The organism is Citrobacter portucalensis, from assembly GCF_023374935.1.
Classification (GTDB): Bacteria; Pseudomonadota; Gammaproteobacteria; order Enterobacterales; family Enterobacteriaceae; genus Citrobacter; species Citrobacter portucalensis.
Window position 1 is genome coordinate 187,826 of record NZ_CP092467.1, and the last position, 23,164, is coordinate 210,989.

Annotated in this window: 25 protein-coding genes and 1 pseudogene; 6 read left to right on the forward strand and 20 right to left on the reverse strand. The window is 52.3% G+C overall.

Annotated elements, in window-relative coordinates; genetic code table 11:
* Positions 1 to 23: 23 nt before the first annotated feature.
* The 15 genes and pseudogenes from LY264_RS25640 to LY264_RS25710 form a co-directional block, all read right to left on the reverse strand.
* On the reverse strand, positions 24 to 380 hold the full coding sequence (locus LY264_RS25640; RefSeq protein ID WP_040231230.1) for a hypothetical protein: 357 nt from the start codon (positions 378 to 380) through the stop codon (positions 24 to 26).
* Positions 381 to 1,282: 902 nt separating this feature from the next.
* The gene (locus tag LY264_RS25645) at positions 1,283 to 1,408 is read right to left on the reverse strand and encodes a type I toxin-antitoxin system Hok family toxin (protein WP_228553300.1); all 126 of its coding nucleotides are present in this window, start codon (positions 1,406 to 1,408) and stop codon (positions 1,283 to 1,285) included.
* A pseudogene (locus LY264_RS25650) lies at positions 1,350 to 1,499 on the reverse strand (DUF5431 family protein); the annotation flags it as partial. The gene LY264_RS25645 and the pseudogene LY264_RS25650, both read right to left, overlap by 59 nt.
* Before the next feature lie 174 nt (positions 1,500 to 1,673).
* Positions 1,674 to 1,910 carry a hypothetical protein gene (locus LY264_RS25655; RefSeq protein WP_040231234.1) on the reverse strand — a complete coding sequence of 79 codons (237 nt, stop codon included), beginning with the start codon at positions 1,908 to 1,910 and terminating at the stop codon, positions 1,674 to 1,676.
* Positions 1,907 to 2,641 (reverse strand): plasmid SOS inhibition protein A, encoded by a 735-nt coding sequence (locus LY264_RS25660; protein WP_115490308.1) that lies wholly within the window; start codon positions 2,639 to 2,641, stop codon positions 1,907 to 1,909. The genes LY264_RS25655 and LY264_RS25660 overlap by 4 nt, the downstream gene beginning before the upstream one ends.
* Positions 2,638 to 3,063, reverse strand: a complete 426-nt coding sequence (psiB, locus tag LY264_RS25665) for a conjugation system SOS inhibitor PsiB (RefSeq protein WP_153754026.1) — start codon at positions 3,061 to 3,063, stop codon at positions 2,638 to 2,640. Before psiB ends, LY264_RS25660 begins: the two co-directional genes overlap by 4 nt.
* A 43-nt stretch (positions 3,064 to 3,106) precedes the next feature.
* Positions 3,107 to 5,095 (reverse strand): ParB/RepB/Spo0J family partition protein, encoded by a 1,989-nt coding sequence (locus LY264_RS25670; protein ID WP_153754025.1) that lies wholly within the window; start codon positions 5,093 to 5,095, stop codon positions 3,107 to 3,109.
* A 67-nt stretch (positions 5,096 to 5,162) separates the two neighbouring features.
* Positions 5,163 to 5,495, reverse strand: a complete 333-nt coding sequence (locus tag LY264_RS25675) for a DUF905 family protein (protein WP_077223967.1) — start codon at positions 5,493 to 5,495, stop codon at positions 5,163 to 5,165.
* Between the two features lie 618 nt (positions 5,496 to 6,113).
* The gene (locus LY264_RS25680; RefSeq protein ID WP_153754024.1) at positions 6,114 to 6,266 is read right to left on the reverse strand and encodes a hypothetical protein; all 153 of its coding nucleotides are present in this window, start codon (positions 6,264 to 6,266) and stop codon (positions 6,114 to 6,116) included.
* A 15-nt stretch (positions 6,267 to 6,281) separates the two neighbouring features.
* Positions 6,282 to 6,470, reverse strand: coding sequence for a hypothetical protein (locus tag LY264_RS25685; protein WP_048227667.1), 189 nt, complete (start codon positions 6,468 to 6,470; stop codon positions 6,282 to 6,284).
* A 42-nt stretch (positions 6,471 to 6,512) separates the two neighbouring features.
* Positions 6,513 to 7,019 (reverse strand): antirestriction protein ArdA, encoded by a 507-nt coding sequence (locus LY264_RS25690; RefSeq protein WP_115490274.1) that lies wholly within the window; start codon positions 7,017 to 7,019, stop codon positions 6,513 to 6,515.
* A 407-nt stretch (positions 7,020 to 7,426) separates the two neighbouring features.
* On the reverse strand, positions 7,427 to 8,206 hold the full coding sequence (locus LY264_RS25695) for a hypothetical protein (protein WP_153754023.1): 780 nt from the start codon (positions 8,204 to 8,206) through the stop codon (positions 7,427 to 7,429).
* 364 nt (positions 8,207 to 8,570) lie between these two features.
* The gene (locus tag LY264_RS25700; protein WP_110498935.1) at positions 8,571 to 8,909 is read right to left on the reverse strand and encodes a hypothetical protein; all 339 of its coding nucleotides are present in this window, start codon (positions 8,907 to 8,909) and stop codon (positions 8,571 to 8,573) included.
* A complete protein-coding gene (locus tag LY264_RS25705; RefSeq protein ID WP_110498936.1) occupies positions 8,909 to 9,370 on the reverse strand; it encodes a hypothetical protein in 462 nt (153 codons plus the stop codon). Before LY264_RS25705 ends, LY264_RS25700 begins: the two co-directional genes overlap by 1 nt.
* Before the next feature lie 354 nt (positions 9,371 to 9,724).
* Complete coding sequence (locus LY264_RS25710; protein ID WP_153754022.1) at positions 9,725 to 10,468, reverse strand: hypothetical protein; 744 nt, start codon at positions 10,466 to 10,468, stop codon at positions 9,725 to 9,727.
* A 455-nt stretch (positions 10,469 to 10,923) separates the two neighbouring features.
* Here LY264_RS25710 and umuD point away from each other — a divergent pair, with 455 nt between their 5' ends.
* Positions 10,924 to 11,352, forward strand: coding sequence for a translesion error-prone DNA polymerase V autoproteolytic subunit (gene umuD, locus LY264_RS25715; protein WP_087879554.1), 429 nt, complete (start codon positions 10,924 to 10,926; stop codon positions 11,350 to 11,352).
* Positions 11,352 to 12,623, forward strand: a complete 1,272-nt coding sequence (locus tag LY264_RS25720; RefSeq protein ID WP_153754052.1) for a Y-family DNA polymerase — start codon at positions 11,352 to 11,354, stop codon at positions 12,621 to 12,623. Before umuD ends, LY264_RS25720 begins: the two co-directional genes overlap by 1 nt.
* 3 nt (positions 12,624 to 12,626) lie before the next feature.
* Here the strand turns inward: LY264_RS25720 and LY264_RS25725 are convergent, their stop codons facing one another.
* Both LY264_RS25725 and parM read right to left on the reverse strand, forming a co-directional pair.
* On the reverse strand, positions 12,627 to 12,950 hold the full coding sequence (locus LY264_RS25725) for a plasmid partitioning/stability family protein (protein WP_242514876.1): 324 nt from the start codon (positions 12,948 to 12,950) through the stop codon (positions 12,627 to 12,629).
* A 70-nt stretch (positions 12,951 to 13,020) separates the two neighbouring features.
* Complete coding sequence (gene parM / locus LY264_RS25730; protein WP_115490268.1) at positions 13,021 to 13,992, reverse strand: plasmid segregation protein ParM domain-containing protein; 972 nt, start codon at positions 13,990 to 13,992, stop codon at positions 13,021 to 13,023.
* A 277-nt stretch (positions 13,993 to 14,269) separates the two neighbouring features.
* On the opposite strand from parM, the gene LY264_RS25735 reads away from it, so the two are divergent.
* Together LY264_RS25735 and LY264_RS25740 are read left to right on the forward strand one after the other, a co-directional pair.
* Complete coding sequence (locus LY264_RS25735) at positions 14,270 to 14,923, forward strand: AAA family ATPase (protein WP_115490267.1); 654 nt, start codon at positions 14,270 to 14,272, stop codon at positions 14,921 to 14,923.
* A 47-nt stretch (positions 14,924 to 14,970) separates the two neighbouring features.
* Positions 14,971 to 15,255 (forward strand): ribbon-helix-helix protein, CopG family, encoded by a 285-nt coding sequence (locus LY264_RS25740; protein WP_087879547.1) that lies wholly within the window; start codon positions 14,971 to 14,973, stop codon positions 15,253 to 15,255.
* 93 nt (positions 15,256 to 15,348) lie between these two features.
* On the opposite strand, the gene LY264_RS25745 is transcribed toward LY264_RS25740, so the two are convergent.
* The 3 genes from LY264_RS25745 to LY264_RS25755 are packed head-to-tail and all read right to left on the reverse strand — an operon-like array spanning position 15,349 to position 17,355.
* Positions 15,349 to 16,125 carry a site-specific integrase gene (locus tag LY264_RS25745; RefSeq protein WP_115490266.1) on the reverse strand — a complete coding sequence of 259 codons (777 nt, stop codon included), beginning with the start codon at positions 16,123 to 16,125 and terminating at the stop codon, positions 15,349 to 15,351.
* Positions 16,125 to 16,946 carry a hypothetical protein gene (locus LY264_RS25750; protein WP_115490265.1) on the reverse strand — a complete coding sequence of 274 codons (822 nt, stop codon included), beginning with the start codon at positions 16,944 to 16,946 and terminating at the stop codon, positions 16,125 to 16,127. Before LY264_RS25750 ends, LY264_RS25745 begins: the two co-directional genes overlap by 1 nt.
* A 58-nt stretch (positions 16,947 to 17,004) precedes the next feature.
* On the reverse strand, positions 17,005 to 17,355 hold the full coding sequence (locus LY264_RS25755; RefSeq protein ID WP_115490264.1) for a hypothetical protein: 351 nt from the start codon (positions 17,353 to 17,355) through the stop codon (positions 17,005 to 17,007).
* A 686-nt stretch (positions 17,356 to 18,041) separates the two neighbouring features.
* Here LY264_RS25755 and LY264_RS25760 point away from each other — a divergent pair.
* Together LY264_RS25760 and LY264_RS25765 are read left to right on the forward strand one after the other, a co-directional pair.
* Entirely contained in the window at positions 18,042 to 20,663 is a 2,622-nt protein-coding gene (locus LY264_RS25760) for a TrlF family AAA-like ATPase (protein ID WP_153754021.1), read from the forward strand.
* A gap of 499 nt (positions 20,664 to 21,162) precedes the next feature.
* Positions 21,163 to 23,160 (forward strand): BCCT family transporter, encoded by a 1,998-nt coding sequence (locus LY264_RS25765; RefSeq protein WP_153754020.1) that lies wholly within the window; start codon positions 21,163 to 21,165, stop codon positions 23,158 to 23,160.
* The last annotated feature ends 4 nt before the right edge of the window (positions 23,161 to 23,164 follow it).

Genomic DNA, 23,164 nt, shown 5'->3' on the forward strand with positions numbered 1-23,164 from the left:
CCCCTCAGGGGCGGCTCCGTGTATCAGTGTGTTTTCTGGCTTTCAGGAATGAAGGTCGCTTTGACCTTCGCCACAATGACGGCGTGATTCAGGTGGCTGTAATCACGCAGACGGAAATAACGCTTGCCGCAGCGCACGAAAATATCAGTCACGTTCCCGCAATACATTTCCTGCATCATGAACGTTTCAGTGTCCTGCGCGGTGTCGCTACGCCAGTTCATTGGCGGCATCATCCCTGCCGCGTCATGGAACTTGTACACGTCGATTTCGACGGGGGCAGTGACAGCCGCTTTTTCGCGGGTCAGCCAGTAGGCGCGCTCGGCCTCGGCGGTCGCGTTCATGTCCAGCGTGTGGGTCGGTTCAGTCTGATATACGTGCATAGGGATCTCCTTTCTTTTTAATCACATCACCCGTTGAGTTACGGGAGCCGCGGTTTTGACGTTTTGCGGGAACCTGCTGAAGTTTCCCGGGTTGTTTCACTTCACCCGTTTGAGAACCTTCGCCGCAGGTGCAGCACGCCACCGGCCGACGCCGGAATCCGGGGCGGAAGCGCAAAGTTTTTACCTGGAAAAAGTTTTCGCTGGAGAGCGGCAGCGGCCCTGGATGACAAGGAGGACTGTGGCGTGATTCAGCACCCAGGAGGAGGCACTCAAAGGGAGAAACGCACAACGGAGAAGACGAGCCGGGACCCGCCGCAACGTCGATACGCGGCTGCGTAGCGATGTTGCCCTGTAGAATCCCGTCGCCGGCGACGGGATGGTGAGAGCGGCGTGGCCGGAACGGCCGCAGCAAGCGTGGTGTTTGACCTTCTCCATCGGACACTAGCGAGTAGCCCGAAACCGCCTGCGGGTTCGGCGGAGCCTGGCGGGTGCGTCAGCAGCTGCCCTGGCGGAGTGTGGCCTGACGACCTGGCGCGCTGGCGCGACGGGGAGCCGAAGGTGGCCGGGTCCTTCGCCTTTCTGGTTTGAAACAGGAGGAATCCGGGAGAAAATGGCACAGCCATCAGGGAAAGTGGAACAGAAATGAGCAGAGAGAAACAAAAGGCAGGAAGAAAGCGGAATACTACAGCAGGACCAGAAAGAGAACACAGACGGAGAGGAGGACTGGAGGCGCACAGCGCCTCTCCCCCGCCCTTTCGGGCTCCCCACTCAGGGTGTTCATGCCAGCAAGATGGGGAAAAGGGCCTCCCCGCAAACAGGGAAGCCCTTCTGAAAGCGCTTGCGGTTATGTTTCAACAACATCAATCCCCTGAGTGGCGGGGGTTTCCCCCCGCCGGGGTTAGCTACTTAGCGGATTCGTAAGCCAGTAATGCAGCGACCTCCCGTTCTCCGTCCTTCAGCCTGATTTCGCAAAGCGATTTTCGGGTCAGGTATGTGAATGCCAGCAGTGTTAAACACACTATCAGCACACACCAGATAACGGGACTTCGCGGCAGTTTCATGGCCTTCTTCTCCTTGCCTTACGGCATCTAAGAGGCTATCCTGATGGTGTCGATTCATGCAGGGGCCTCGGTTAATGAAAATTAACTGGGGCTTTTGTCTTTCTGCCTCACGACACAGGAACAAACCACCGGAACATCCTGAGGCAAAAAGCCTCAAGCGCCACCGCCATTATACCGTTCATCCCTCTTTCTGCCCAGGAGTATGGCAGCTAACTGTCTTAATTTATCCTGCTTATCCGTCTTCCCGGGGATCGCCCTCCCCTCTGGCCCACTCAGTAATCTGCTCATCCAGCACGGCAAGTTGCGGGTATACCGCCTCAGCCAACAGATAAAGATCTGTCTCCAGTCCGCCATGCCAGTCGGCCCATTCGGCAGACATATCATTCAGTTTGTCGACGATGGTCTGCAGCTTCTTACGCTGACTGCGTGCGAGTTTCAGTTCCTCACGGAATGGGTTTCGTTTTCTCACGGCCAGACCTCCCGGAGGGTGATCTTGTTCGGTACCATCCAGCGCTCAAGCTCGCGTTCTTCTGGCGAACTGACCGCCGCCACGTCGTGAACATCCAGCACAACCTCCAGCGCCGACAGGTTATACCCGCGAACCAGATCTGCCAGTGACGGGCAACGTTCTGTCCACGCCCACAGCATTTTTTCAAGATCGTAGTCCCGGATATCCTGTTGTGACCAGTGGGCATACCAGGTGCGGATAGTCTCCGGTGTGTGAAATGCCAGGTCGATTTCGGCCTGCCCGGTCAGGTTGTTATACTTATCTTCCCGGTCTCTGTCGCGGCGTGCCTCCTGACGACTGTATAGCTCATCTTCACGCTGGTAACGACTTGCCTGACGCTCCCCTACACTGAATGCCTGCTCCGGAAACAGCGATGTCACCATCGAGGTATCAAGCGGCGAATAACAATGCCGACCCCGCGAGCGAATAAGAGTATCAAATGCTTCCTCATACTGAGCGAGCGGGACTTTGTCGTCCTTGTACCAGTATACGCCGCGTACCTGGTTAATGGCGCGACCGCTAATTTTGCTGCTCCCACACAGGAACCGGAAAAAGGCCCGGGCATAAGGGTGCGGCGGATTACCGAACCGCCTGTCCTTCTGGGTTGTTTCCTCAACGTGCATAATCGCACGGAGTGCAGCTTCACGTTCTGGCAGTTGCGTCACAAGAGAGAGATGGCGTGGAATGCTCATACTGGTATCTCCTCTTTCAGAATCGACATGATGTCGCATAGTCCGTATCCATCCCAGTGAAGTCCACTGATCTGAAACAAAATGCGGCTGATTTCACTGGCATCGAAGAACGAGGACTGGTGAACACAGGCCAGACGCTCTCCCTGAGACATGGAAATCAGTACAAGCCAGTAATCACTGATTTCACCAGGGCTGCATACCACCACGTCAAAGCGGCCATGTTCAGGGGTAAAGCGAACCTGAACCGGAAACAAGCCGCCGAACTCACTGCGGAATTCTCCGTTCATGTCCCATTTGTCAGGGAGTGCGAAGGCATTCATGACGGCATTAGTTAGTTCACTGCGATACTGAAAACCCGCTGCTCGATGGGCTTCAAACTCTTCGGCGGTCATCGCGGCAAGACGGGAATGATGAATACTCATAGGGTATCTCCTTATTGCCGCCCCATCGGGGCGGCTCTCCATATCAGGCGGCTAATGCCGAGTGGTCAGTTTCAGTCTGTTTTTCTTCAATCGCTTTCGGCTGCGGAGCGCATAACCACGAAGGAACCCAGCAACTGTCTTTCAGACGATCCTCGGCAAGCTCGGCAGCATCGCCCTTCTTCATCTTCGCCGCATCGGACGCTGCCCCTTCCATTCCAGCCTCTTTCAGGGATTCGACAATCTGGTCATGCTTAACGCCTTTGAAATATCCGTCTTTGGTTGGATGCCACCAGTCGCGAAAGTTGAAATCGATCGCAGTCTCCAGCGCGTCAAGTTTGCTTCGGGAGGTATGACCGTTATCGCGAGTCTGAACACCGTCAACGGAACAGGCCGTACAAAACGCCATAAGAGACATGAGCACACCACCATCCAGCGAGAAGAACGAGGTTAAATCCTGTCGCCAGCCCTCTGGTAAAAGCGCCTCAAGACGCTCACCTTCGGTCCGGATTGCGGTATATGCTTTACCCTCCTTGCCCGACGGCGCATTCATGGTCTGTGAGTAATGACCGACAGTCACGCGAACACCAAATGGATTATCCTGCTCTCCACGCCCCGTAAAGACCTCAGCACACATACGCCATGCCAGCAGCGCCACGGCTTTGGTTGGTTGGTTCATCAACGCTGCCTGAACAGCAAGCGTCCTTTCAGACGACATTTTCAGCAGTTGCGGCGCGGTAACCCCTTCGGTGATATCTTTTTTGATCGAAGTCACCGCAGGTACAGGATCCTCCCCACTTTCCGTTTCTCCGTTCTCTTTTGTCGGAAGGTCTTCAATACGGCAGACACCGCGCTGAATGACCAGTTCGCCATACTGGTAGCTGACCACAACACCCGCAGAGGCTTTAATCCCATCCGTCCAGGCACGTTGTCCTGCTTCTTCCTGCATACGACAGATTTCGGCATCAAGCTCGTCAGCTTCATCACAGGCACTGTCAAACGTATTAAATTTCTCTTTCAGTTCATCCAGACGCGCCTGTTCTTCATCGGTATAGACGGTTTCTGGTTTTTCCAGCAGCAGGTAGTCTTGCCCGTCCTGACCATAACGACCTACCGTTTCCGGACGCCCCATACTCCACGACCAGCCCTCGCTCAGTTCGTGTTGCAGTGCAATCGTGTCCAGTTTTTCCTGTACAAGGCGCTGAACCAGTACGCTGTCAGCCGTTCCAGCCCCCTCTTCCTTGGAAAACAAATCTTCACGAACCACACCGCCAGCGGTTTCATATGCTTCACGACCCACAAAGAGAAAGGCTGAACTGGTAACAGAAATTTCGGTTTCTGTGATCGCACGTTTAAGTAAATGAGCCTGAACAGATCCCCACTGCGCGTAGACGCTGTCAAACACCTGAACCTGACGTTCCTGACTGGATTCGAGGCACAGAGCCTGACACTGCTCAACAGTGATTTCATCCTGTGCGAGCTTATCCAGCAGTGCTGGGGCAAGGTTTGCCAGTTTCAACATGCGCTGAACATGGCGGGAACCATAGCCCAGACCATCACCAATCTGCGCAGCGGTTTTGCCCTGCGCCGCCAGCTTACCAAAGGCCATAATTTGCTCGGCAGGGTGCATCGCCTCCAGTTCATTGTTTTCAGCGTAAGACGCTTCAACAGCCAACTCGTCACTGACACACTTAACCGGAACCTGATAATCGGCACCAATACGTCCCGTCTCGCACAACAGATTCAGTGCGGTGAGACGTCTACCACCTGCAGCAACTCCGGATTTGCCCTCCGGCAGCATGTGAACCACGAGGTTATGCAGAAGCCCGAGGTTTTCAATCGAGTTAGCCAGACGTTTAACACTGTCAGCGGTGTAAGGGATGGTACGCACGTTCAGCGGAGATTTAATAAGATCGGACAGCGGAACGTATGTGATAACAGCGGAATCAAGCGCACTTTTCAGTTCTGCGCTGATAACTTTATTCTTCGGATTGGCCTTTTTGGCTGATTTTGCTTTAACATTTGCTACTGACATCGTTATTTCCTCCATTTTAATGATTGTCGCGTTCTGCGGAGGTGCATCTCCGCAGAACACCTTTCGTTTACTGCTGTACTGCCCTGCCGTGACTTTTCAGGTAGCCGTTCAGTACCTGTCCGGCATCCGGCTGGAAATTCCAGACCCGTTCAATCAACTGCTCATGTTCGTCACGCATAACTAACTGAAAATGCGATGACTGGTCGTTTTCTAACGTCACATTGGAGTAATACGCAGACACGTTTTTCGCGTCTTCGCGTGTAAAAGCGCCCAACGGAAGCAGTGGCGCAGGAGCATTGACGACTTCGCCATTCAGCAGCGCCGCCAGCGCATGATCCTCAGCCGTAGGCTGCCGTAATGACTCAGGCTGATTCAGAAAATCCTTCAACGATTTGCACATCACAAAACCCCTCTGGTCTGGTTTTCAGAGGCAAAGCCTCTCCTGCCGTCCTCTTTCTGGTGTTTTCACACTCTGCGGAGGACCTTTCCGCGAGAGCGTAACGGGCACGGCCCGGTGAAGCTGTCCAGGATTAGCGGGAAATTTATTCCGGCTCGTCCGGAAAAAATTTGCTGATAAAGCCCCGGCGGTCCTGGCCAGCAAGACGGGTTGTGGCGGTATCAGCGACCGGAAAGGCACTCAGCAGGGAATGAACGCAGAGGAAGTGGCGGGAGAGAGACGGCAACGTCAACAACGTTGCCCCTTACACCCCGGAACGGGGTGCATCGAGCGCAGGAACGGCGCGACAGGGCGGCGCGACCGGAACGGTCGCTGCAAGCCAGCCTTTGACGTTGCGACAGCCTGGGATGGAAACCCGCTGCCCGAAGGTTTACCGGAGGGCCGGGCAGAGACAGCGCAGCTGGCTCGGTGCGAAGCATGACAGCCCCGGTTCCCGAAGGGAAGTCGCCCGGGTCAACCAGCCCGTGGAAAAAAAGTATCTGAAAGCCCCGGTTTTTATCGTTCTGGTTATGGTTCTGGCCACGCGGCCCACGCCCACGCCCACGCCCACGCCCACGCAGGTCAGCATGTTTCAGAAACGACAGCAGGAAAAGCAGATTTCAGAACTGATTCATCACCGGCTTCACCGGCGGAGGGAATGCGCCGCAGGCGCTTTCCCCTGCCGTCATCCCGCAGGGATGACAGGGTTTTCCCGCGCGCGAACAGGCGGCTCATTGGCCGCCTCCGGGACTAATATTTAACTTTTTGCTGGATAAACTGGCCGCCGATAAATAGTTGCTCGCGACGAGTCAACAAATCACAAATATCGTCAAGGAGCATTGGCGTCGTTATGGGTCTGAGGCCTAATTCCCTGCGGCGTTCGTTTACCAGAGTTTTGTAGTGTTTCAGAATTTTGCGTGTTTCAGGTGTCATTTTCATAGGGAACCTTTTTCCGGCAGGGTTTCCCCTGCCTTATCAGAATTAGCGACGAAAAACATAGCCATCAATGAAGTTGAAAGTGTCGATAAACAAATCACGGGCAAACGCGTCATAGTCAAAGTAGCCGCGCAGGCTCTCAGGGATAGCCGCCAGCAGGCTGTGTTCGTTCACGTAGTCCACAGCAAAATCTTCTTCGCTCACGGCCTCGCCATAGTAGGCGTCTTCGAACGCGTCAAAGTCGCATTCGCCGCTGTATTCGGCCCACGCGATAAATGCCGCGTCCTTACCTACATCCTTCGCCTGTTTGTAGGCATCGATGAAATCCCAGTCCACAGAGCTTTCAGAGGCAAACTGAGAAGGAATGCCTTCCCAGTCCTGAAACATCAGTTCCGGGTCATGCTCATTCGCGTGGAGCGCGTGACAGGCTTCCAGAAAGTCTTCTTTCTCGTCGAAATCGGTCAAATCAAACCATTTTCCGGCCAGGCTGCCACAGTTGTATTTGTGATAAGTGCCAACGTATACCGCCGGGGTGGTGGTGATAGTGTTCATGGGTGTTCCCTCCATAGTCCAGGTTATCTGAGTACCGGCTTACGCCGTGCCGACACGACAGCCCGACGAAAAGCGGAGGATGCAAGGTCGGAAGCGGAGGCCGCAGCGCAGATAAAGCAGAGGCGGTCTGGACGGTTTTTCTGCGAATTTTTGAGCAGAAAAACAACGGGAAGAACGCCGATAATCATCAAAAATAACTGCGACCGGGTGACGGTGGAGGTGGCGCCAGCCACGTGCCTTGCATACGCAGCGGTCGGGCTAAAGTGAAGGCACGGCGTTAGCCGCAGACCGCACGAAATCTCATCCCCCGCGCGCCCGTAACAGCGTGGAGGTCGCGCTGGTATAGCGGAGCAGCGCGACATCCGATTCCTGTACAGAACTGCGGGGCAATCTGCCCCGCCCGTCGGTCACGCAGCAATCCGGATTCCGGAGAATGACCGCATCATCGCGTCAATTTCGACGCGGGCCTCGCTGACCGCATCACGTAACCAGCGGCGCTCAAACCATACGCGTGATGGGCTGTCCGGGTGACGCAGCGCGAACGGTACGTCCGTGACACCAACAACGCGACCGTGACATTCGAGACGGATCTGGAGGCGACGAAACGTTTCCTGCCCGTCGAGGACGGCTTTCAGGCGCGCGTCGAGAGTGTCGTTATCCCACTCGGTATCATCGCTTCCGGCTTCCACTTCAATCACGGAGAGCGTGAAGTTGCGCGTCCGGCGGGTAAACACCAGAGGATCAGCAGCAGGACGCAGGGCTTCTGTCAGGCGGTATCCGGCAGCGGCGACACAGCTACAGACATGGTTGATTTCGTCTCGCAGGGCTTTCAGGAGGCACAGGATTTGTTTTACCGACATCCCGGCAGGACAGTTATCGTATTCCAGCGAAATCGTGCCAGCGTGGGCTTTGCGGTGGCCCAGCGAGTTGCGGTAAAGACGAACAATCAGATCGCTCCCGCTAACTAATGGCAGCAGTTCATTCAGTGCGCTATCCGGCATCAGGCCACGCAGCGCAATTTCAGGCAACAGGCGCAGCAGATCGGACGCCCCCAGTTGGCCATAGAAAGCGACGCCTTCCCCACGCGAATAATTCAGGCTGGTATCGATATCCATCGTGGCTGGCCAGCCACGGGCAACCAGCGTGTTACGGGTGTGACGGTGCATAAAGCGATAAGCGGTGGTCATAGTTTTCTCCTTGTCTCGACGCGGCGACTGCTTCGCCGTGCCGATACGACAGCCCGACGATCCGCGGGAAATGCAAGGGCGGAACCGGAGGCCGCAGCGCAGATAAAAAGCAGAAACGGTCTGGACGGTTATCGAGCGAAACCTGAGCGAGAGAACGACGGGAAGAACGTTGAAAAACATAAAAAATTTACTGCGACCGGGCGATGGTGGAGATGGCCCGGCCATGTCCCTTGCATTAACCGCAGTCGGGCTATAGTGGAGGCACGGCGTTGACACCCGCCGCGACACCGGCGCGGCATAAAAAGCGGAGTCCACGACATCCTTATGGCTGATTTGGCGGGCTGACAATGCAGCCCGGCCACGGTTAGCGGGTGAATTCGTCCCAGTGTTCGTTGAACTGATTCTGAACCCGCGGGCTTGTCAGATCACCGGTAACAACCCAGGCATCCAGGAATTTAAGCCCCTGCAGGATAGAACTTTCAACATCATCAAGCAGTGTGATGCTGTTAAACCAGACCGACTTTCCGGAACGATAAGCCCATCGGCAGCCATCACTCTCTTCCAGGCATTCCTGCCACCAGGTTCTCCCCATATAAACAACCCCGGCTTCCGCCAGCGCCAGACTCTCCGCCTGGATCAGGAAATATGACGGAAACTCAAGATCAGAAACTTCGATATCGACGCCAATCAACCAGGTATTCATTATTTCTTTGCCTCTTCAATCGCCCACTGCAGGTGATCCCAGTTGAAACCGATATTGGCATCATGGCATTCATCAGCGAGTGCCATCGCAGCCTCAATCGTCTCGTTGTCCAGCGTGTTATCGAGCGAAAGGAAATCGTCGGCCAGCCAGAACGTCCCTGTACAAAGTGCATCCAGAGGATGTTGCTGCAATCTGGCAATCATCCCCGATACAGTCATTTCACGACGCCACAGACCAGGTGCCGGGAAAACTGCGTTGGCCACATCAAACCACTCCCAGTCTCCTGGCGGTACCGGCCATTTCACCATTTCGGTCTGAACGCCTGGTAGCCGGGACAGACGCTCAAGGATCTCCCCCAGGGAAAACTTATGGCCACTTACATCGTCACTGGCCAGACAGTGGCCATTGAGAAACACCGCATGCTGGCCATCATCCAGCGTAATACACGTCAGCTTAAACATATTTCCCTCCTTAACCCGGCACCCATCTGCGCCGTGCCGACACGACAGCCCGACGATCAGTGGTTAATGCAAGGGCGCCAGCAAGGCCGGTAGCCGGTAATAGCAGAGGCGTTCCGGACGGGTTTTCCGTGAAAATTGAGCGGAAAACCGACGGAAGGAACGGCGATAAGACGTTAAATCCTAGGCGGCCGGGCGCAGCTGGCGGCGCAGCTTCCCTTGCATTCACCACAGTCGGGCTATAGTGAAGGCACGGCGCACCCATGCCTGAAGATGGGATAACCAGACGCTGCCGGTTCAATGCCGGCAGTGGATGGCTGGGGAGAGATGATGAGCCCCGGTTTCCCGGGGACATATTCAGGAAAAACTAGCGCTAAGTTCCCGGTCGTGGATGATGCGTTGGCGCACCTCATCAGCCAGATCATGGAGTACGTTCAGAGGTAGCCAATGGCGTACTGGCGCTCCCGGACGAATAATGCAAATGCCGGCGCTGCGGTCACCTTCACGGACCATGTCAAAATCACGGTAAATCGCGAGGCCAACGGCAACGACTGCGGCCCCATGGTGAAAAATTTCTGTCAGCCATAGTTGCTGTTGTTCAGCATCCGGGCGCATCAGCGGCGGCATATCATTCCACGCTTCACCAAAAACCCAGAAGTGGCGTGTCTGGCGTTCAAAAATATTGATCCCTTCATACTGGGCTCCGGTCATGTCGTTAATAATGCCGGCATCAATGAAGATCTGACGGCACAGGACCATCAAATCGGCTTCAATCGCTTCAGCCAGGCCAATACCGACCGGGTTCGCCTCCTCAAAATCAATCCGAAAACAGGGATCACCTTTCAGGATTTCGCCGCTGACGCTTGCACACAGATTGAGATCACTGCACATCTGCTGCAGGCCATGGACCGCACGGACATCAAGATGGCCACGTGAAGCAATTGCCGGCAGCATCGCCATAATAGATTCGGTAGTGATATGGCCCGAAATAGTGAAGCAATAACAGTTCGCATCAGGCTGGACAACGACTGACGACGGCCAGTTGTTTTCTGACAGGATCTGACGGCTGCGGGTTGGTGCAAGAGTCATATAAAGATTCATAGGGTGCTCCTTCGTTTGATTTACCAGGCTTCTTCTGCCGTAGCTTTTTACGTACGGGAGGATGTCTCCCGCCATAAGTGACAGGCGGCAACGTGCCATCAGGCAAAAATCAAGTTCCGGAGGCAAAGCCGCAGCGCAAGCGACCAGAGGGAGTGCGAACGGGTGCAGTTGCAGGCGACTTTATTTTTGCCGGCACGGTGCAACTGTTTAAGCGATGGCTGGAGATAATCTGACTGCAATAGAGCAGCAAAGTGACTTCATTGGATATACCCACATCGTTATCCCCCGATTCTGTGGATAAGTAACCCAGCTCTCAACGAGAGCAAGATACCACATCACCGGTGGAGTTTTTCCAGGAACTACAGAGGGTTAAAGGCAGCAAAAAATCAATACTTGAAAGTGTCTTCAATAAGGCAATAATACTGTATATGCAAACAGTATTATTTGAGGTGGTTATGTTTGAGTTTATACGTGCTGACAGCAATCCTGAGTTGACGCCCATCCCTCTCTATAGCGATCGCTGCCAGGCCGGGTTCCCCTCACCGGCCCAGGATTACGTGGAGGCCGAACTAGACCTGAACCAGTACTGTATATCGCGGCCCAGCTCAACCTATTTTGTACGAGCTATCGGCAACTCGATGACCGACATCGGCCTGCATTCGGGCGACTTGATGATCGTCGATAAAGCCGAACAGGCTCAACACGGAGACATCGTCATAGCTGAGATAGAGGGAGAGTTCACGGTTAAGAGATTGCTGCTGAGGCCACGGCCTGGACTCCAGGCGATGAACCCAGCCTACCCAACTCTATGGCCAGACCCGGAGAACCTGCAAATTTTCGGTGTCGTAACTGCCTTTGTACACAAAACCCGGGGACATGAATGATGTTCGCCCTGGCAGATGTGAACAGCTTCTATGCGAGTTGTGAGAAGGTCTTTCGTCCTGACTTACGTGATAAACCAGTGGTTGTTCTTAGCAATAATGATGGTTGTGTTATAGCCAGATCGAAGGAAGCGAAGCGGCTTGGAATCAAAATGGGGATCCCCTGGTTTCAGCTAAAAGCAATGCAGTTCCCGGAGAAAGTCCTTACGTTTTCCAGTAATTATGAGCTGTACGCAAGTCTGAGCAACCGGGTCATGGCACATCTGGAAGAACTGGCGCCCCGCGTTGAGCAGTATAGTATCGACGAAATGTTCCTGGATATTCGCGGCATCGATGGCTGTACTGACTTTGAAGATTTCGGACGGCAGCTGCGCGAGCATGTCCTAAGAGGAACCGGACTGACAATTGGCGTCGGGATGGGACCGACAAAAACTTTAGCAAAATCAGCGCAATGGGCATCTAAGGAGTGGCCGCAATTTGGTGGCGTGCTGGCCCTGACTACTGGCAATCTCCGTAGGACGGAGAAACTGCTCTCACTGCAGCCAGTGGAGGAAATCTGGGGGGTTGGTCGCCGCATAGGCAAAAAGCTGAATACATACGGCGTGACGACTGCGCTGCAGCTGGCGCGCATGAACCCTGCCTTTGTACGCAAGAACTTTACCGTGGTGCTGGAGCGGACCGTACGCGAGCTGAACGGTGAGGCCTGTATATCTCTTGAAGAGGCCCCGCCCGCGAAGCAGCAGATTGTCTGCAGCCGATCATTCGGAGAGCGCATCACGACTTACGAAGCGTTGCGACAGGCTATCTGCCAGTACGCCGAACGCGCGGCTGAAAAATTGCGGGGAGAACATCAGTTCTGCCGGCACATATCGGTCTTTATCAAAACCTCCCCTTTCGCAGTCAACGAACCGTATTACGGCAACGTGGCCAGTGAAAAGCTTCTAGTACCCACACGCGACACCCGGGACATCATTAAAGCCTCAGTAAAAGCCCTGGACTGTATCTGGCTCGACGGGCATCGATATGCAAAGGCTGGAGTAATGCTGAATGACTTCACTCCTACGGGGGTAGCACAGTTAAATCTTTTCGATGACGTTAAGCCGCAGGAACGAAGCGAGGAGCTAATGAAAGCCCTGGATGGCATAAACCACTCAGGGCTCGGGAAGGTATGGTTTGCTGGGCGCGGAATAGCGCCGGACTGGCAGATGAAAAGAGAAATGCTGTCGCCGGCATACACAACTAAATGGACTGATATACCGTGCGCCTCAATTTGAGTATCAGAGGAAGCTCTTCATTTTTTCTCGGGCTTCTTCCAGTCGCTGCTGCTCATCATCCTCTACGACTTCGGGCTTGATTGCAGGAGCAAACTGCCCTGCTCCCAGTTCCTGAAGCACTGAGCGAATATCAGCCTGCGTAGGTTTCCATCCGGTAGTCTGACTGAGCAGCCCGGTCAGCTGGTCAGCTGTAAACTCCTTGTTCAGCATTGCGGCCAGAAGCGCGGGCAATCTAGGGTCCAGTTGCTGCAGAGCCATTCCGGAAATAAACGCATTCCGGAACAACTCGCCCCGGGCAGAACGGGGAACGGCTTCAATGACTTCCAGAGCCTGTCTGTCTGCATCCCTCTCAGGATGCAGATATAACGTGAATTTTTTCCGTTCCTCACTCACTTCATTACTCCCCTTTAAATACGGCGATCGCTTCTACCAGTGCGGTCTGTGGAGAGGACATCATAACCACTTTCGGACCCAGATGTTGCCATGCCGCCTGGACTGCCGTTTCGATAAGCGGCGCACCACCACCGACAATATAAACCCGGTTTACATGACGGAAATCGGCAAGATCATCCACCACTCTAGCCCCCAGACTGACGATTGCGCTTTCAATGGTATCCATCACCAGTGGGATTTTGCTCTCGTCATTAATCACCTGGCGGACAAAATCCATATCATGGCGGTGTTTTATCAATTCATCAGCCACCATGGCACTGGTATCACTTGAAGCCATACGAAGCGCACTGAGGGCACTCTGAGTGACCATTGACACACCAATACCCGAATTACCATGAATGGCACTGACCGCATCAAACTGCCCGACAATGACGCCAACATCGAGAGTCGTTCCGCCAAGGTCGATTACCAGCGATTTCTCGTAAGGCCCGACACTGTCTTTTACCAGACGGGTAAACACGGCAGGCAGGGATTCCGGCATAACTTCAACGTGTTCAATACTGAACGTCTCACCTTTGTTCAGTTTTACCGGCCGCATAAGGTTGTCGATCTTGCGTTGAATGTTGAGCTCATTCTTCTGGCATTCTTTTGTATAGAACTCACTGATAGGCAGTGTCACCGTCAGTGAAACAGCCTGTGGCTTCAGCCCGCTGTTAAGTAATGCATGATGTACAGCCAGAACATTCACATCAGTGTACTGATACTCAATATGAGTCGTCAGGATAGACTGATTGCTGACTTCATCATAGGTGTACTTCTTGCCATCGAGCTCGTAGTTAAAAGTCTGTCGATTTCCCAGCCCCTCTACCTTCCAGCCGGTACGGAATGAGTTCGCAGATACTGACGTCTGCAGCTTCTTCCCGGCATACCAGGCAAGTTTTACGTTTGTTGATCCGTCATCACAGAAAATATTCATTATCATTCCTTAGCCCAGACATCGATAACACTCAAAGTGAGTATTAACAAATATTCTCACGGCAGTGCAACTACTCACTTTGAGTTCCTTCGAGCATGATAATATCAAAACAAACTCATAATCAAATCATTTGAACATCGAAAACACATTATTTTAATATTACTTTGACATCAAAGTGAGTTGAGATGACTTTCACCAAAAAGCATCGCTATCGGTTGACATGACAGCCAAAAAAACTATTATCATGATATTGTTTTAATATTAAAAAGGGATTGCAATGATACTTACGATAGCTAACACAAAAGGTGGCGTAGGTAAGTCTACGCTCGCGGTCAACATTGCCGTAAAAAGAGCCCTTCAGGGGAAAAAAGTTTGGTTAGTCGATGGTGATAAACAGGGTTCGTCGCAAACAGCTATTTTGGTTCGTTCAGAGGACGGTGTTGAGCCAGGTATTGCTTGCTCGCATTACCCTGAAGGTCCGGTATTAAGGAGCCAGGTTTTACAACAGAAAGATAACTATGACGATATCATCATCGAATGCGGGGGCCGAGATTCCACTGCTATGAGGGCAGCTCTGACAATCACAGACGTCCTTTTAGTCCCTTCAGCACCGGGAAGTTTCGAAGCTTGGGCTATGGATGCCAACGCCGAGCTAATCAAAGAAGCGCGGAGCATAAGAGATGGGTTGGTCTGCTATTCGCTTTTGAACAAAGCAGATACTCAAGCCAGATCCTCCTACAACAGAGATATGCTGGAAATGATGGAAGAGTACAAAGAGGACATCCCAATCCTCGACAAAGTCATCTATCAAAGAAAAGTCTACGCCAATGCTGCAGGCAGTGGAAGAACCGTAAGTGAACTGAAATTACGTTCGCATGAAAAGATTGCAGTACAAGAGCTAGATACTCTCATATCAACACTATTTGAATAGTTAAATGCAATCAAAATAATATTAAAGTAATGTATAGGTGATATGAAATGGCGCTCCAAAAAAAACCCAAAAACCAGCAATCTGTTTCAAATAATGAGGCAGTAGAAAACTTCATAAACTCAGCCCCCGATGCAAAAATCCCCGCGTCGAAGGGAGTAGTTAAAGGTAAAAAACAGCAGATCACAATCACGATGGACCCTGAACTGATTAAGCGTATAGATGAAGCAGCTGCAGAGAACGGGCAATCCCGCGCTGCTTTCATTAATATGTCATGCATAAACATACTGGACTATGGTTTGCAAATTGCTGGCAAGAAGAAAATCAGCGACTAAAAACATCAAAACACAATGAAAGCAATATCTATTTGATGTTGTTTTAATATTAAAACAACATCAAATCAATCTTTTCTGATTCTTACTGTTATCTTAGATTTTTTTTATCATCGCAACAGCCTCAGCCCCAGACATCTGAAACTGCACCCTGTGCCTTGCTGCGACATCGAGAGCAAACACCTTCGTATACACCTCAGTTGAGCTGATGCTCTTATGCCCCATTAAACTCTGCAGTACCTTCAGTGGTATACCGGCATAAAGCATGTGCATGGCGTAGGAATGACGGAACGTGTGCGGTGTCACCGGCACGGAGAACGTCACCCCGTCGGCCGCTGCCGCTTCAACTGCTTCGCTGAGCCAGGTGCGGACCGTCCGATCGGTAATCTCCCAGATACGCGCCTTCTCGGTTCTGCCGCTTCGCTTATTGCGTCGTTCAAGAGGTATTTTCAGCGTGGCCACCATCATCTCCAGCTGGCTGACATAGTTCGCATCGGAAAGCGGAACCAGGCGATGCACCTGACTGCCGGCAGGCGATCGGCCGGCCGTTCGGGCCGCTTTCTCCGCCCGCTGCTTGAGTGTGGCCAGCTGCACGAACGGGTAGGGTGATGCCAGAGAAAAATCCCCTCGCGTCAGCGCCAGTGCCTCATTAATACGCGCGCCCGTATTCCACAGTGTTGCCAGCAGCATCTTGCGGTGCAGATCGGGAACATAGTGGAGCAGGGCACTCACTTCCGGAGCCAACAGGTATCTGGGCAGTTCGTCCTGAACGAGAGCCATCTGACGCAGGGCCAGCGCCGCCGGATAGTCGATGGACACAGGCAACTGAGCTACCGTTCCTGGCTGCTGCCCCAGGGTAACGAGTCCGGTCATCAGTGTGACTCTCCGGCTGACGATATATTCAGTGCTGATGCGATGATTTCCCGGTTTTCCTCATTACGCCAGTTACCGAAATAGTCAACTTCCTGACGCAGGGATATGTCAGCAGCCTCTATCAGGTTCGATATTTTCTGCAGGGTATTCTGCAGCTGCTGTGCTGATATCACCCGTGGCACATCATGTTCATCCACGCCGTTGCGGTGTACAAGATCATTTCGCCAGTCTGAGATGATGCCCAGTGGCTCAGTTGGCCAGACGGGAGGGATGTGCAGCACGGCCCCGAAATAGCGCTCAATGGTTTTAACGTTATGAAATGTCATTCGGGAAACATAATTTCGGGCTGCAGGCCTGAACAGTTCAACATCCATTGTGCGGGCGGCGGTTTTATCTTTATTAGTGACCTTAGGTGCGGATTTCAGATAGTACTCATTAAGGAAACGTTTAAGGGGCCAGTCATGCTCAAGCAGAGCCCTGGCGCAGTACATCAGGTACGCCTCCATTACAGTCACGGCATGGACGAAAGACATCCTGTACACCAGTTCAGGATGCTCCTTATCGAGTAGGATATACAGCTTCTTCAGCTCCTTCTTTGCGTGTATGTAACGCTGATGAACATTGTTCAGGGAAGCCACAAAGAGCCCGTGTTCATGTTCCCACTGAGCCTGATCGGCCATCGCTTCCTGCTCCCAGCAGTACAGGTTCGCGGCCTGCTCCCATTCTTCAGAGTTGGGATTAACATCCGGGTAATTCTCCTCAAGCCATTCATTAAACCGTTCAGCTTCCAGATCCTGCATATATTCCTTCATGCTACCCATATTGCTGTGACCTCTTATAGTGTCTTAATAAAGAAGAAATCCTGCCTTCCGTATGTATTCAGCGATCGGCAGCCAGTTCTTCAGCCAGCTTCACAAACCCTTTGTGCTCAGTCTGCAGGTAATGACTGTAAATCCGGGCATCACGTTCTGTCAGTTTTGATGGATTGCCGGTGAAGTAATGCTGCAGCACCGCAATACAGTGACTGTAGGTATCGAGATCGTATTCCCAGTCGCCCAGTTCCCCGACCGCATCCAGTTCCTGGCGAAAGACGTCATACTTCCGGCCGAGGACTTCAAGGCCGAGACTGGTGGCAGCATAAATATTGTTTTCGCTAGGTACAGCGATAGCATTACGGATCTTCTCAAACGCGTAACTGAAAGTATTTTTATCGTTCAGAGCGGTAAACATGTTCTTTCCTCAGTTGATTAATTAGCTGTGCAATTTTACCACACCTTAATCATCTCCGGATGAGAGGCACTCTGTTGCACAAGTGACTTTCACAAAACTAAATTTCACATAATGAAATAATAACCAAGCTTATAGCCACTCAATTAAATTACCGGATACCTGTTTTCCAGTGATCCGATTTTTTAGCTATAGCAATATTTCCGGAAGTGTACCACGCACACGGAATAAGCAAAGCGCCAAAATCCGCTGCCGCGCGCCGGGTCACGGGGGAGTGCGGAAACACAACATATAGCGTCATTAGCAGCTGAAAACACCGCTACATCTTGTGTCTGTGGGCCGCCGCGCGGAGGGGCGGGTGAGGAAGATCCGGAACCAGGGGTTTTCGGATCTCTGCGAGAAGAGAAAGAAACTAATACTACTGGAGCAATAATTATCAGTTATTGTTGCTTTAATTACATTATTGCCTGAAAGGCAACAATCATCACACTCTGTTGCAGAAATCAGCACACCGAAAAAGAAAGCCGCCCCTCTCATGCGTAACCCGTTACATGCGCTTCGGGTTCAGATCAAATATTGATTAACCCTTGACGGAAATAAAATGAAGCCGGTACGGGATCGCCGTAATATGAATAAAATTATTCAAAGCCTTCGGGCATTCATCAGCAACTGAATAAAGGTATCAAGGAATGTATCCTGTATTTGAGAATGGCTCCTGCTGGGTCAAGGTAGATTTTCATCTTCATACCCGTGCAGATAAAGAATTTCGCTATGCCGGAGAGTCCGACAGATATATTCGCGACTACGTCAGTGCCCTGAAAGCGGCTGGAGTGGGCGTCGGCGTGATCACCAATCACAATAAATTCGATCCCGGTGAGTTTAAGGCACTGCGCAAAGCCGCGCGCCGTGAAGGTATGGAGCTGCTTCCCGGCGTGGAGCTGTCCGTTAATGATGGCCAGGCCGGTGTGCATACGCTCGTGGTGTTTGCTGATGAGTGGTTTATCAATCCGCAGCAGACAAACCATATTGAAAGTTTCCTGACGGCCACGTTTGCGGGCGTTGATAATTTTGAGAACGAAAATGCCCGTTCAACAGAAAATATCACACAGACCATCCAGCGCCTTGACCGGTACGAACGGGATTACTTTATTGTGTTTGCCCACGTGGAGGCCCCTAACGGATTATGGGGCGGGCTGAGCCCTGGCAGGATTGGGGAGCTTTTTGATAACGAGCTTATCCGCCGGCGCGTGACGGGATTTCAGAAGGTGATGACCCACGACCTGCGGATCAAAATTAAGGGCGTGCTCGGTGAACGCTATCCTGCCGAAGTCCAGGGATGCGATGCCAAAACGCTGGATAACATTGGTGTCAGAAAAGTCGCCAGCTATCTGAAACTGGGGGATTACAGTTTTGAGGCTGTCCGCTTTGCGCTGCAGGATTTCCCGCACCGCGTCAGCAGGGAGAAACCGGCACTGAGCCACAGCCATATCCGCCAGATAGCATTCGAGGGAGCCGGTTCGCTGGGCGGAACTGTGGTGAAATTATCTCCGGAGCTGAACACCCTGATAGGGATCCGCGGCAGCGGCAAATCCTCCATCCTTGAAGGGATCCGGTATGCCCTGGACATTCCCTTTGGCGAGAAGGCTTCTGACCGCGATTACAAAGAAAATCTGGTCAGTAATTTACTCAAAAGCGGGGGGAAGATTACCGTTGAGGCCGTATGCCGTCACGGGCGGGCCTATCAGATAGTCCGTATCTTCGGTCAGGAGCCGCAGGTCATTTTTGACGGACAGGCCCGGCACGGGGTGGCGCTGCGGGAAACGGTGCTGCACAAGCCGGTGTATTTTGGCCAGAAAGATCTGTCCAATACCGGTGCCGGATTTGAACATGACCTGATTGAAAAACTGGTCGGGGAGCGCCTGGCCGCCGTGCGGAACAAAATCCGCCAGCAGGAAGACGCCGTCCTTGACAGGTTACGCGAGTATCGTCGTCTGAAAACATCAGGAGAAACACTCTGTGAATGGCAGGCGAAAGAGAAGGATGCGCAGTTTCGCCTGCGCTTTTATGCCCAGCACGGTATGGAAGAAAAACTGGCGCGTCAGACCACCTTCGGACGGGATGAGCGCTACCTCAGCAGTACCACTGCACGGGCAACCCGGGCGCTGGACAGTCTGCAGGACGTGATCAGGGAAAAACTCGATGAGCTGAAGCAGGATCAGAAACATGAGTCCGCCCATAACCAGGCGGATATTGATGATTATCGTGAGGGATATGACCGCTTTACCGCGCATCTCGGCTCCCTGAACACCATCGTGGACGGCGCCCGCCGGCTTCTCAGAGAACTCGATACGAAGCAGCAGGCTTTTCTGGAGAAAAAGCTGGCGCTGACGGAGGAATTTGCCGAAATAGAGCGTGGCCTAGCTGAAGAGCTGCGGCTGGCAGGCGTGGAAAAAGCCGATCCGGCTGACTTTCTGAAGCTGAAGGCCGGGCTGGAACTTGCGCAACAGAAAATTGCCGAGCTGACCCGGGCTAAAAGCAGTCAGGCGTTACTGGAGAAAAATCTGACAGAAGCGCTGAGCCGATTACATGAACTGTGGGTGGAAGAATATCAGGAAATTGAAGCCGTACTGGCCGGCATCAGCCAGGCCGGTTCGCCTCTGAAGATCGTGCCGTGCTTTGCAAACGACAAAAAAGCCATGCAGGCCGTTCTGAAAGAGGCCTTCACCGGCAGCCGGCTGCGGGAAAGTACCTACCAGACCGTGGCTGACAGCTTCAGAGATTTTGGCGAGCTCTGGCTGAACAGGGATAAACTGCCGGGGATTATCAGCGGTTCTGCAGAGACATTCAGCATGTATCTGGAACAGCAGATAGAATCGCTGATTGTCTGGCAGATCCCGAATACCTACACCATTGAATTCCGGGGTAAGCCCCTTGAACAACATTCGCTGGGTCAGCGCGCCTCCGCTTTAATGCTGTTTGTTCTGAATCAGCAGGATAATGATGTGGTTATCATCGATCAGCCCGAAGACGACCTGGACAATCAGACGATTTATGACGACGTGATTAAAATCATCCGGGCAATGAAACCCCGTACCCAGTTTATCTTTGCCACTCATAATGCCAACATCCCGGTGCTGGGAGATGCAGAGAATGTTTGTGCCTGTAAATATGCAGGCGGAAAGATCCAGACATCCGCTGGCGGCGTGGATGCCCCGCCTGTACAACAGCACATCATTTCTGTGATGGAGGGAGGGCGTGAGGCCTTCGAGCGACGCAGGGAAGTTTATGGCTCGTGGCTCAGCAAAACCTGATTCCATCATGCTTAAGGGCATGCAGAAAAAGCCGCAAATGCGGCTTTTTCAATTTTCCGATTATACCGCTTTTCGGATCTGCGAGAGAGTTGAGAAGAATTATTTCCATTTTGGAGAGGATAGGTAGACGATTGTTACTCGTTTTGGACAAGTCAGCCTGAAGGAAAATCAGCGACGAACCGGCACTGATTATTTGCATCCTGAACGTCTGTCCTTACCTCTGACATTGCGACCATCCTTAAAGCCCGCTTTACGCAACATCAGACGTTAGTAAGTCATTCTCAATATTGCTCTAATCAAAGTGAATCCCCAGATCTGATGCAATTTATGCAAATCAAATGCTCCAGAAGACGGCTGGCAGACTATCAACAGGATATCTGTATGGCCACTCTTGCACTCTGCATTCCGATTGACGCCGCATCGTAAGTTGAAGTTTGCTAATCTTTGAGATGTAGTACCCTCTATACAGTGCGGATTTTAATTAATGGAATAAATGATTATGAGTGAAAATGATACAATCCAAAAGAAGTCTAAAAGCCAGATTAACAAAGCGGTATTCTTTACATCTGCTTTGTTAATTTTCCTTCTTGTCGCCTTTGCCGCCGTATTCCCGGATGTCGCCGACAAAAATTTTAAACTACTTCAGCAACAAATCTTCACGAATGCCAGCTGGTTCTACATCCTTGCAGTGGCCCTGATTCTACTGAGTGTCTCGTTCCTGGGACTCTCACGCTACGGTGATATCAAACTGGGTCCGGACCATGCACAGCCTGATTTTAGCTATCACTCCTGGTTTGCGATGCTTTTCTCGGCAGGGATGGGGATCGGCCTGATGTTCTTTGGCGTTGCTGAACCTGTGATGCATTATCTTTCACCTCCTGTCGGCACTCCAGAGACCGTTGCGGCAGCGAAGGAAGCAATGCGCCTGACGTTCTTCCACTGGGGCCTGCACGCATGGGCAATCTATGCCATTGTGGCACTGATCCTGGCCTTTTTCAGTTACCGTCACGGTCTGCCTTTAACGCTGCGTTCCGCACTTTATCCCATTATTGGCGAGCGCATATACGGACCTGTAGGCCATGCGGTTGATATTTTCGCCGTTATTGGCACCGTCTTTGGCGTTGCGACATCGCTGGGGTACGGTGTTTTGCAGGTGAATGCTGGTTTGAATCATCTTTTCGGGGTGCCTATTAATGAAACGGTGCAGGTGATTCTAATCGTTGTCATCACTGGTTTAGCGACGATTTCGGTGGTGTCCGGCCTGGACAAGGGAATACGTATACTGTCTGAGCTCAACCTGGGCCTGGCAGTGCTGCTGCTGGCGCTGGTCCTGTGTCTGGGACCAACCGTGCTTCTGCTGAAGTCATTTGTGGAAAATACGGGCGGTTATCTTTCTGAACTGGTGAGTAAAACTTTTAACCTTTATGCGTATGAACCTAAGTCGAGCAACTGGCTGGGGGGCTGGACATTACTGTACTGGGGATGGTGGCTTTCATGGTCGCCGTTTGTGGGGATGTTCATCGCAAGAGTCTCGCGCGGTCGAACCATTCGCGAGTTTGTCACCGGCGTGCTGTTTGTTCCCGCCGGCTTCACGCTCATGTGGATGACGGTGTTTGGTAACAGCGCAATCTATCTCATTATGAACCAGGGGGCGGCTGATCTCGCCAATACCGTTCAGCAGGATGTCGCGCTGGCCCTGTTTAATTTCCTGGAGCATTTCCCGTTTTCTTCCGTGCTGTCATTTATTGCAATGGCGATGGTCATTGTCTTCTTTGTCACCTCGGCTGACTCCGGGGCAATGGTTGTTGATACGCTGGCATCGGGTGGCGTCGCTAACACGCCTGTATGGCAGCGAATTTTCTGGGCCTCGCTCATGGGGATTGTGGCAATCGCACTGCTGATTGCGGGGGGACTGAGCGCGCTGCAAACCGTGACAATAGCGAGCGCATTACCTTTCTCAGTGATTTTACTGATATCCATATACGGATTATTAAAAGCCCTGCGTCGGGATTTGACCAAGCGTGAAAGCCTGAGCATGGCGACTATTGCTCCGACTGCAGCGCGTAACCCGATTCCATGGCAGAGACGCTTGCGCAATATCGCTTATCTGCCAAAGCGCTCTCTTGTGAAACGCTTTATGGGCGACGTTATCCAGCCCGCCATGACGCTGGTTCAGGAAGAACTGAATAAACAGGGAACGATAAGCCATATAAGTGATACTGATGACGAACGAATTCGGCTTGAAGTCGATTTGGGCAATGAGCTGAACTTTATTTATGAAGTGAGACTTCGTGGCTATAACTCACCGGCTTTCGCCATGGCTGCAATGGACAATGACGAGCAGCAAGCTGAGCAACATCGATATTATCGCGCTGAGGTCTATCTGAAAGAAGGCGGTCAAAACTATGATGTGATGGGCTGGAATCAGGAACAGCTGATTAATGACATACTGGACCAGTACGAAAAACACCTGCACTTCCTGCACCTCGTTCGTTAATACA

What these genes read in the sequence shown, in the direction of transcription:
- LY264_RS25640 (WP_040231230.1), bottom strand. Translation starts at nt 380, where the DNA reads ATGCACGTATATCAGACTGAACCGACCCACACGCTGGACATGAACGCG.
- LY264_RS25660 (WP_115490308.1), bottom strand. Translation starts at nt 2,641, where the DNA reads ATGAGCATTCCACGCCATCTCTCTCTTGTGACGCAACTGCCAGAACGT.
- psiB (WP_153754026.1), bottom strand. Translation starts at nt 3,063, where the DNA reads ATGAGTATTCATCATTCCCGTCTTGCCGCGATGACCGCCGAAGAGTTT.
- LY264_RS25670 (WP_153754025.1), bottom strand. Translation starts at nt 5,095, where the DNA reads ATGTCAGTAGCAAATGTTAAAGCAAAATCAGCCAAAAAGGCCAATCCG.
- LY264_RS25675 (WP_077223967.1), bottom strand. Translation starts at nt 5,495, where the DNA reads ATGTGCAAATCGTTGAAGGATTTTCTGAATCAGCCTGAGTCATTACGG.
- LY264_RS25680 (WP_153754024.1), bottom strand. Translation starts at nt 6,266, where the DNA reads ATGAGCCGCCTGTTCGCGCGCGGGAAAACCCTGTCATCCCTGCGGGAT.
- LY264_RS25685 (WP_048227667.1), bottom strand. Translation starts at nt 6,470, where the DNA reads ATGAAAATGACACCTGAAACACGCAAAATTCTGAAACACTACAAAACT.
- LY264_RS25690 (WP_115490274.1), bottom strand. Translation starts at nt 7,019, where the DNA reads ATGAACACTATCACCACCACCCCGGCGGTATACGTTGGCACTTATCAC.
- LY264_RS25695 (WP_153754023.1), bottom strand. Translation starts at nt 8,206, where the DNA reads ATGACCACCGCTTATCGCTTTATGCACCGTCACACCCGTAACACGCTG.
- LY264_RS25700 (WP_110498935.1), bottom strand. Translation starts at nt 8,909, where the DNA reads ATGAATACCTGGTTGATTGGCGTCGATATCGAAGTTTCTGATCTTGAG.
- LY264_RS25705 (WP_110498936.1), bottom strand. Translation starts at nt 9,370, where the DNA reads ATGTTTAAGCTGACGTGTATTACGCTGGATGATGGCCAGCATGCGGTG.
- LY264_RS25710 (WP_153754022.1), bottom strand. Translation starts at nt 10,468, where the DNA reads ATGAATCTTTATATGACTCTTGCACCAACCCGCAGCCGTCAGATCCTG.
- umuD (WP_087879554.1), top strand. Translation starts at nt 10,924, where the DNA reads ATGTTTGAGTTTATACGTGCTGACAGCAATCCTGAGTTGACGCCCATC.
- LY264_RS25720 (WP_153754052.1), top strand. Translation starts at nt 11,352, where the DNA reads ATGTTCGCCCTGGCAGATGTGAACAGCTTCTATGCGAGTTGTGAGAAG.
- parM (WP_115490268.1), bottom strand. Translation starts at nt 13,992, where the DNA reads ATGAATATTTTCTGTGATGACGGATCAACAAACGTAAAACTTGCCTGG.
- LY264_RS25735 (WP_115490267.1), top strand. Translation starts at nt 14,270, where the DNA reads ATGATACTTACGATAGCTAACACAAAAGGTGGCGTAGGTAAGTCTACG.
- LY264_RS25740 (WP_087879547.1), top strand. Translation starts at nt 14,971, where the DNA reads ATGGCGCTCCAAAAAAAACCCAAAAACCAGCAATCTGTTTCAAATAAT.
- LY264_RS25745 (WP_115490266.1), bottom strand. Translation starts at nt 16,125, where the DNA reads ATGACCGGACTCGTTACCCTGGGGCAGCAGCCAGGAACGGTAGCTCAG.
- LY264_RS25750 (WP_115490265.1), bottom strand. Translation starts at nt 16,946, where the DNA reads ATGGGTAGCATGAAGGAATATATGCAGGATCTGGAAGCTGAACGGTTT.
- LY264_RS25755 (WP_115490264.1), bottom strand. Translation starts at nt 17,355, where the DNA reads ATGTTTACCGCTCTGAACGATAAAAATACTTTCAGTTACGCGTTTGAG.
- LY264_RS25760 (WP_153754021.1), top strand. Translation starts at nt 18,042, where the DNA reads ATGTATCCTGTATTTGAGAATGGCTCCTGCTGGGTCAAGGTAGATTTT.
- LY264_RS25765 (WP_153754020.1), top strand. Translation starts at nt 21,163, where the DNA reads ATGAGTGAAAATGATACAATCCAAAAGAAGTCTAAAAGCCAGATTAAC.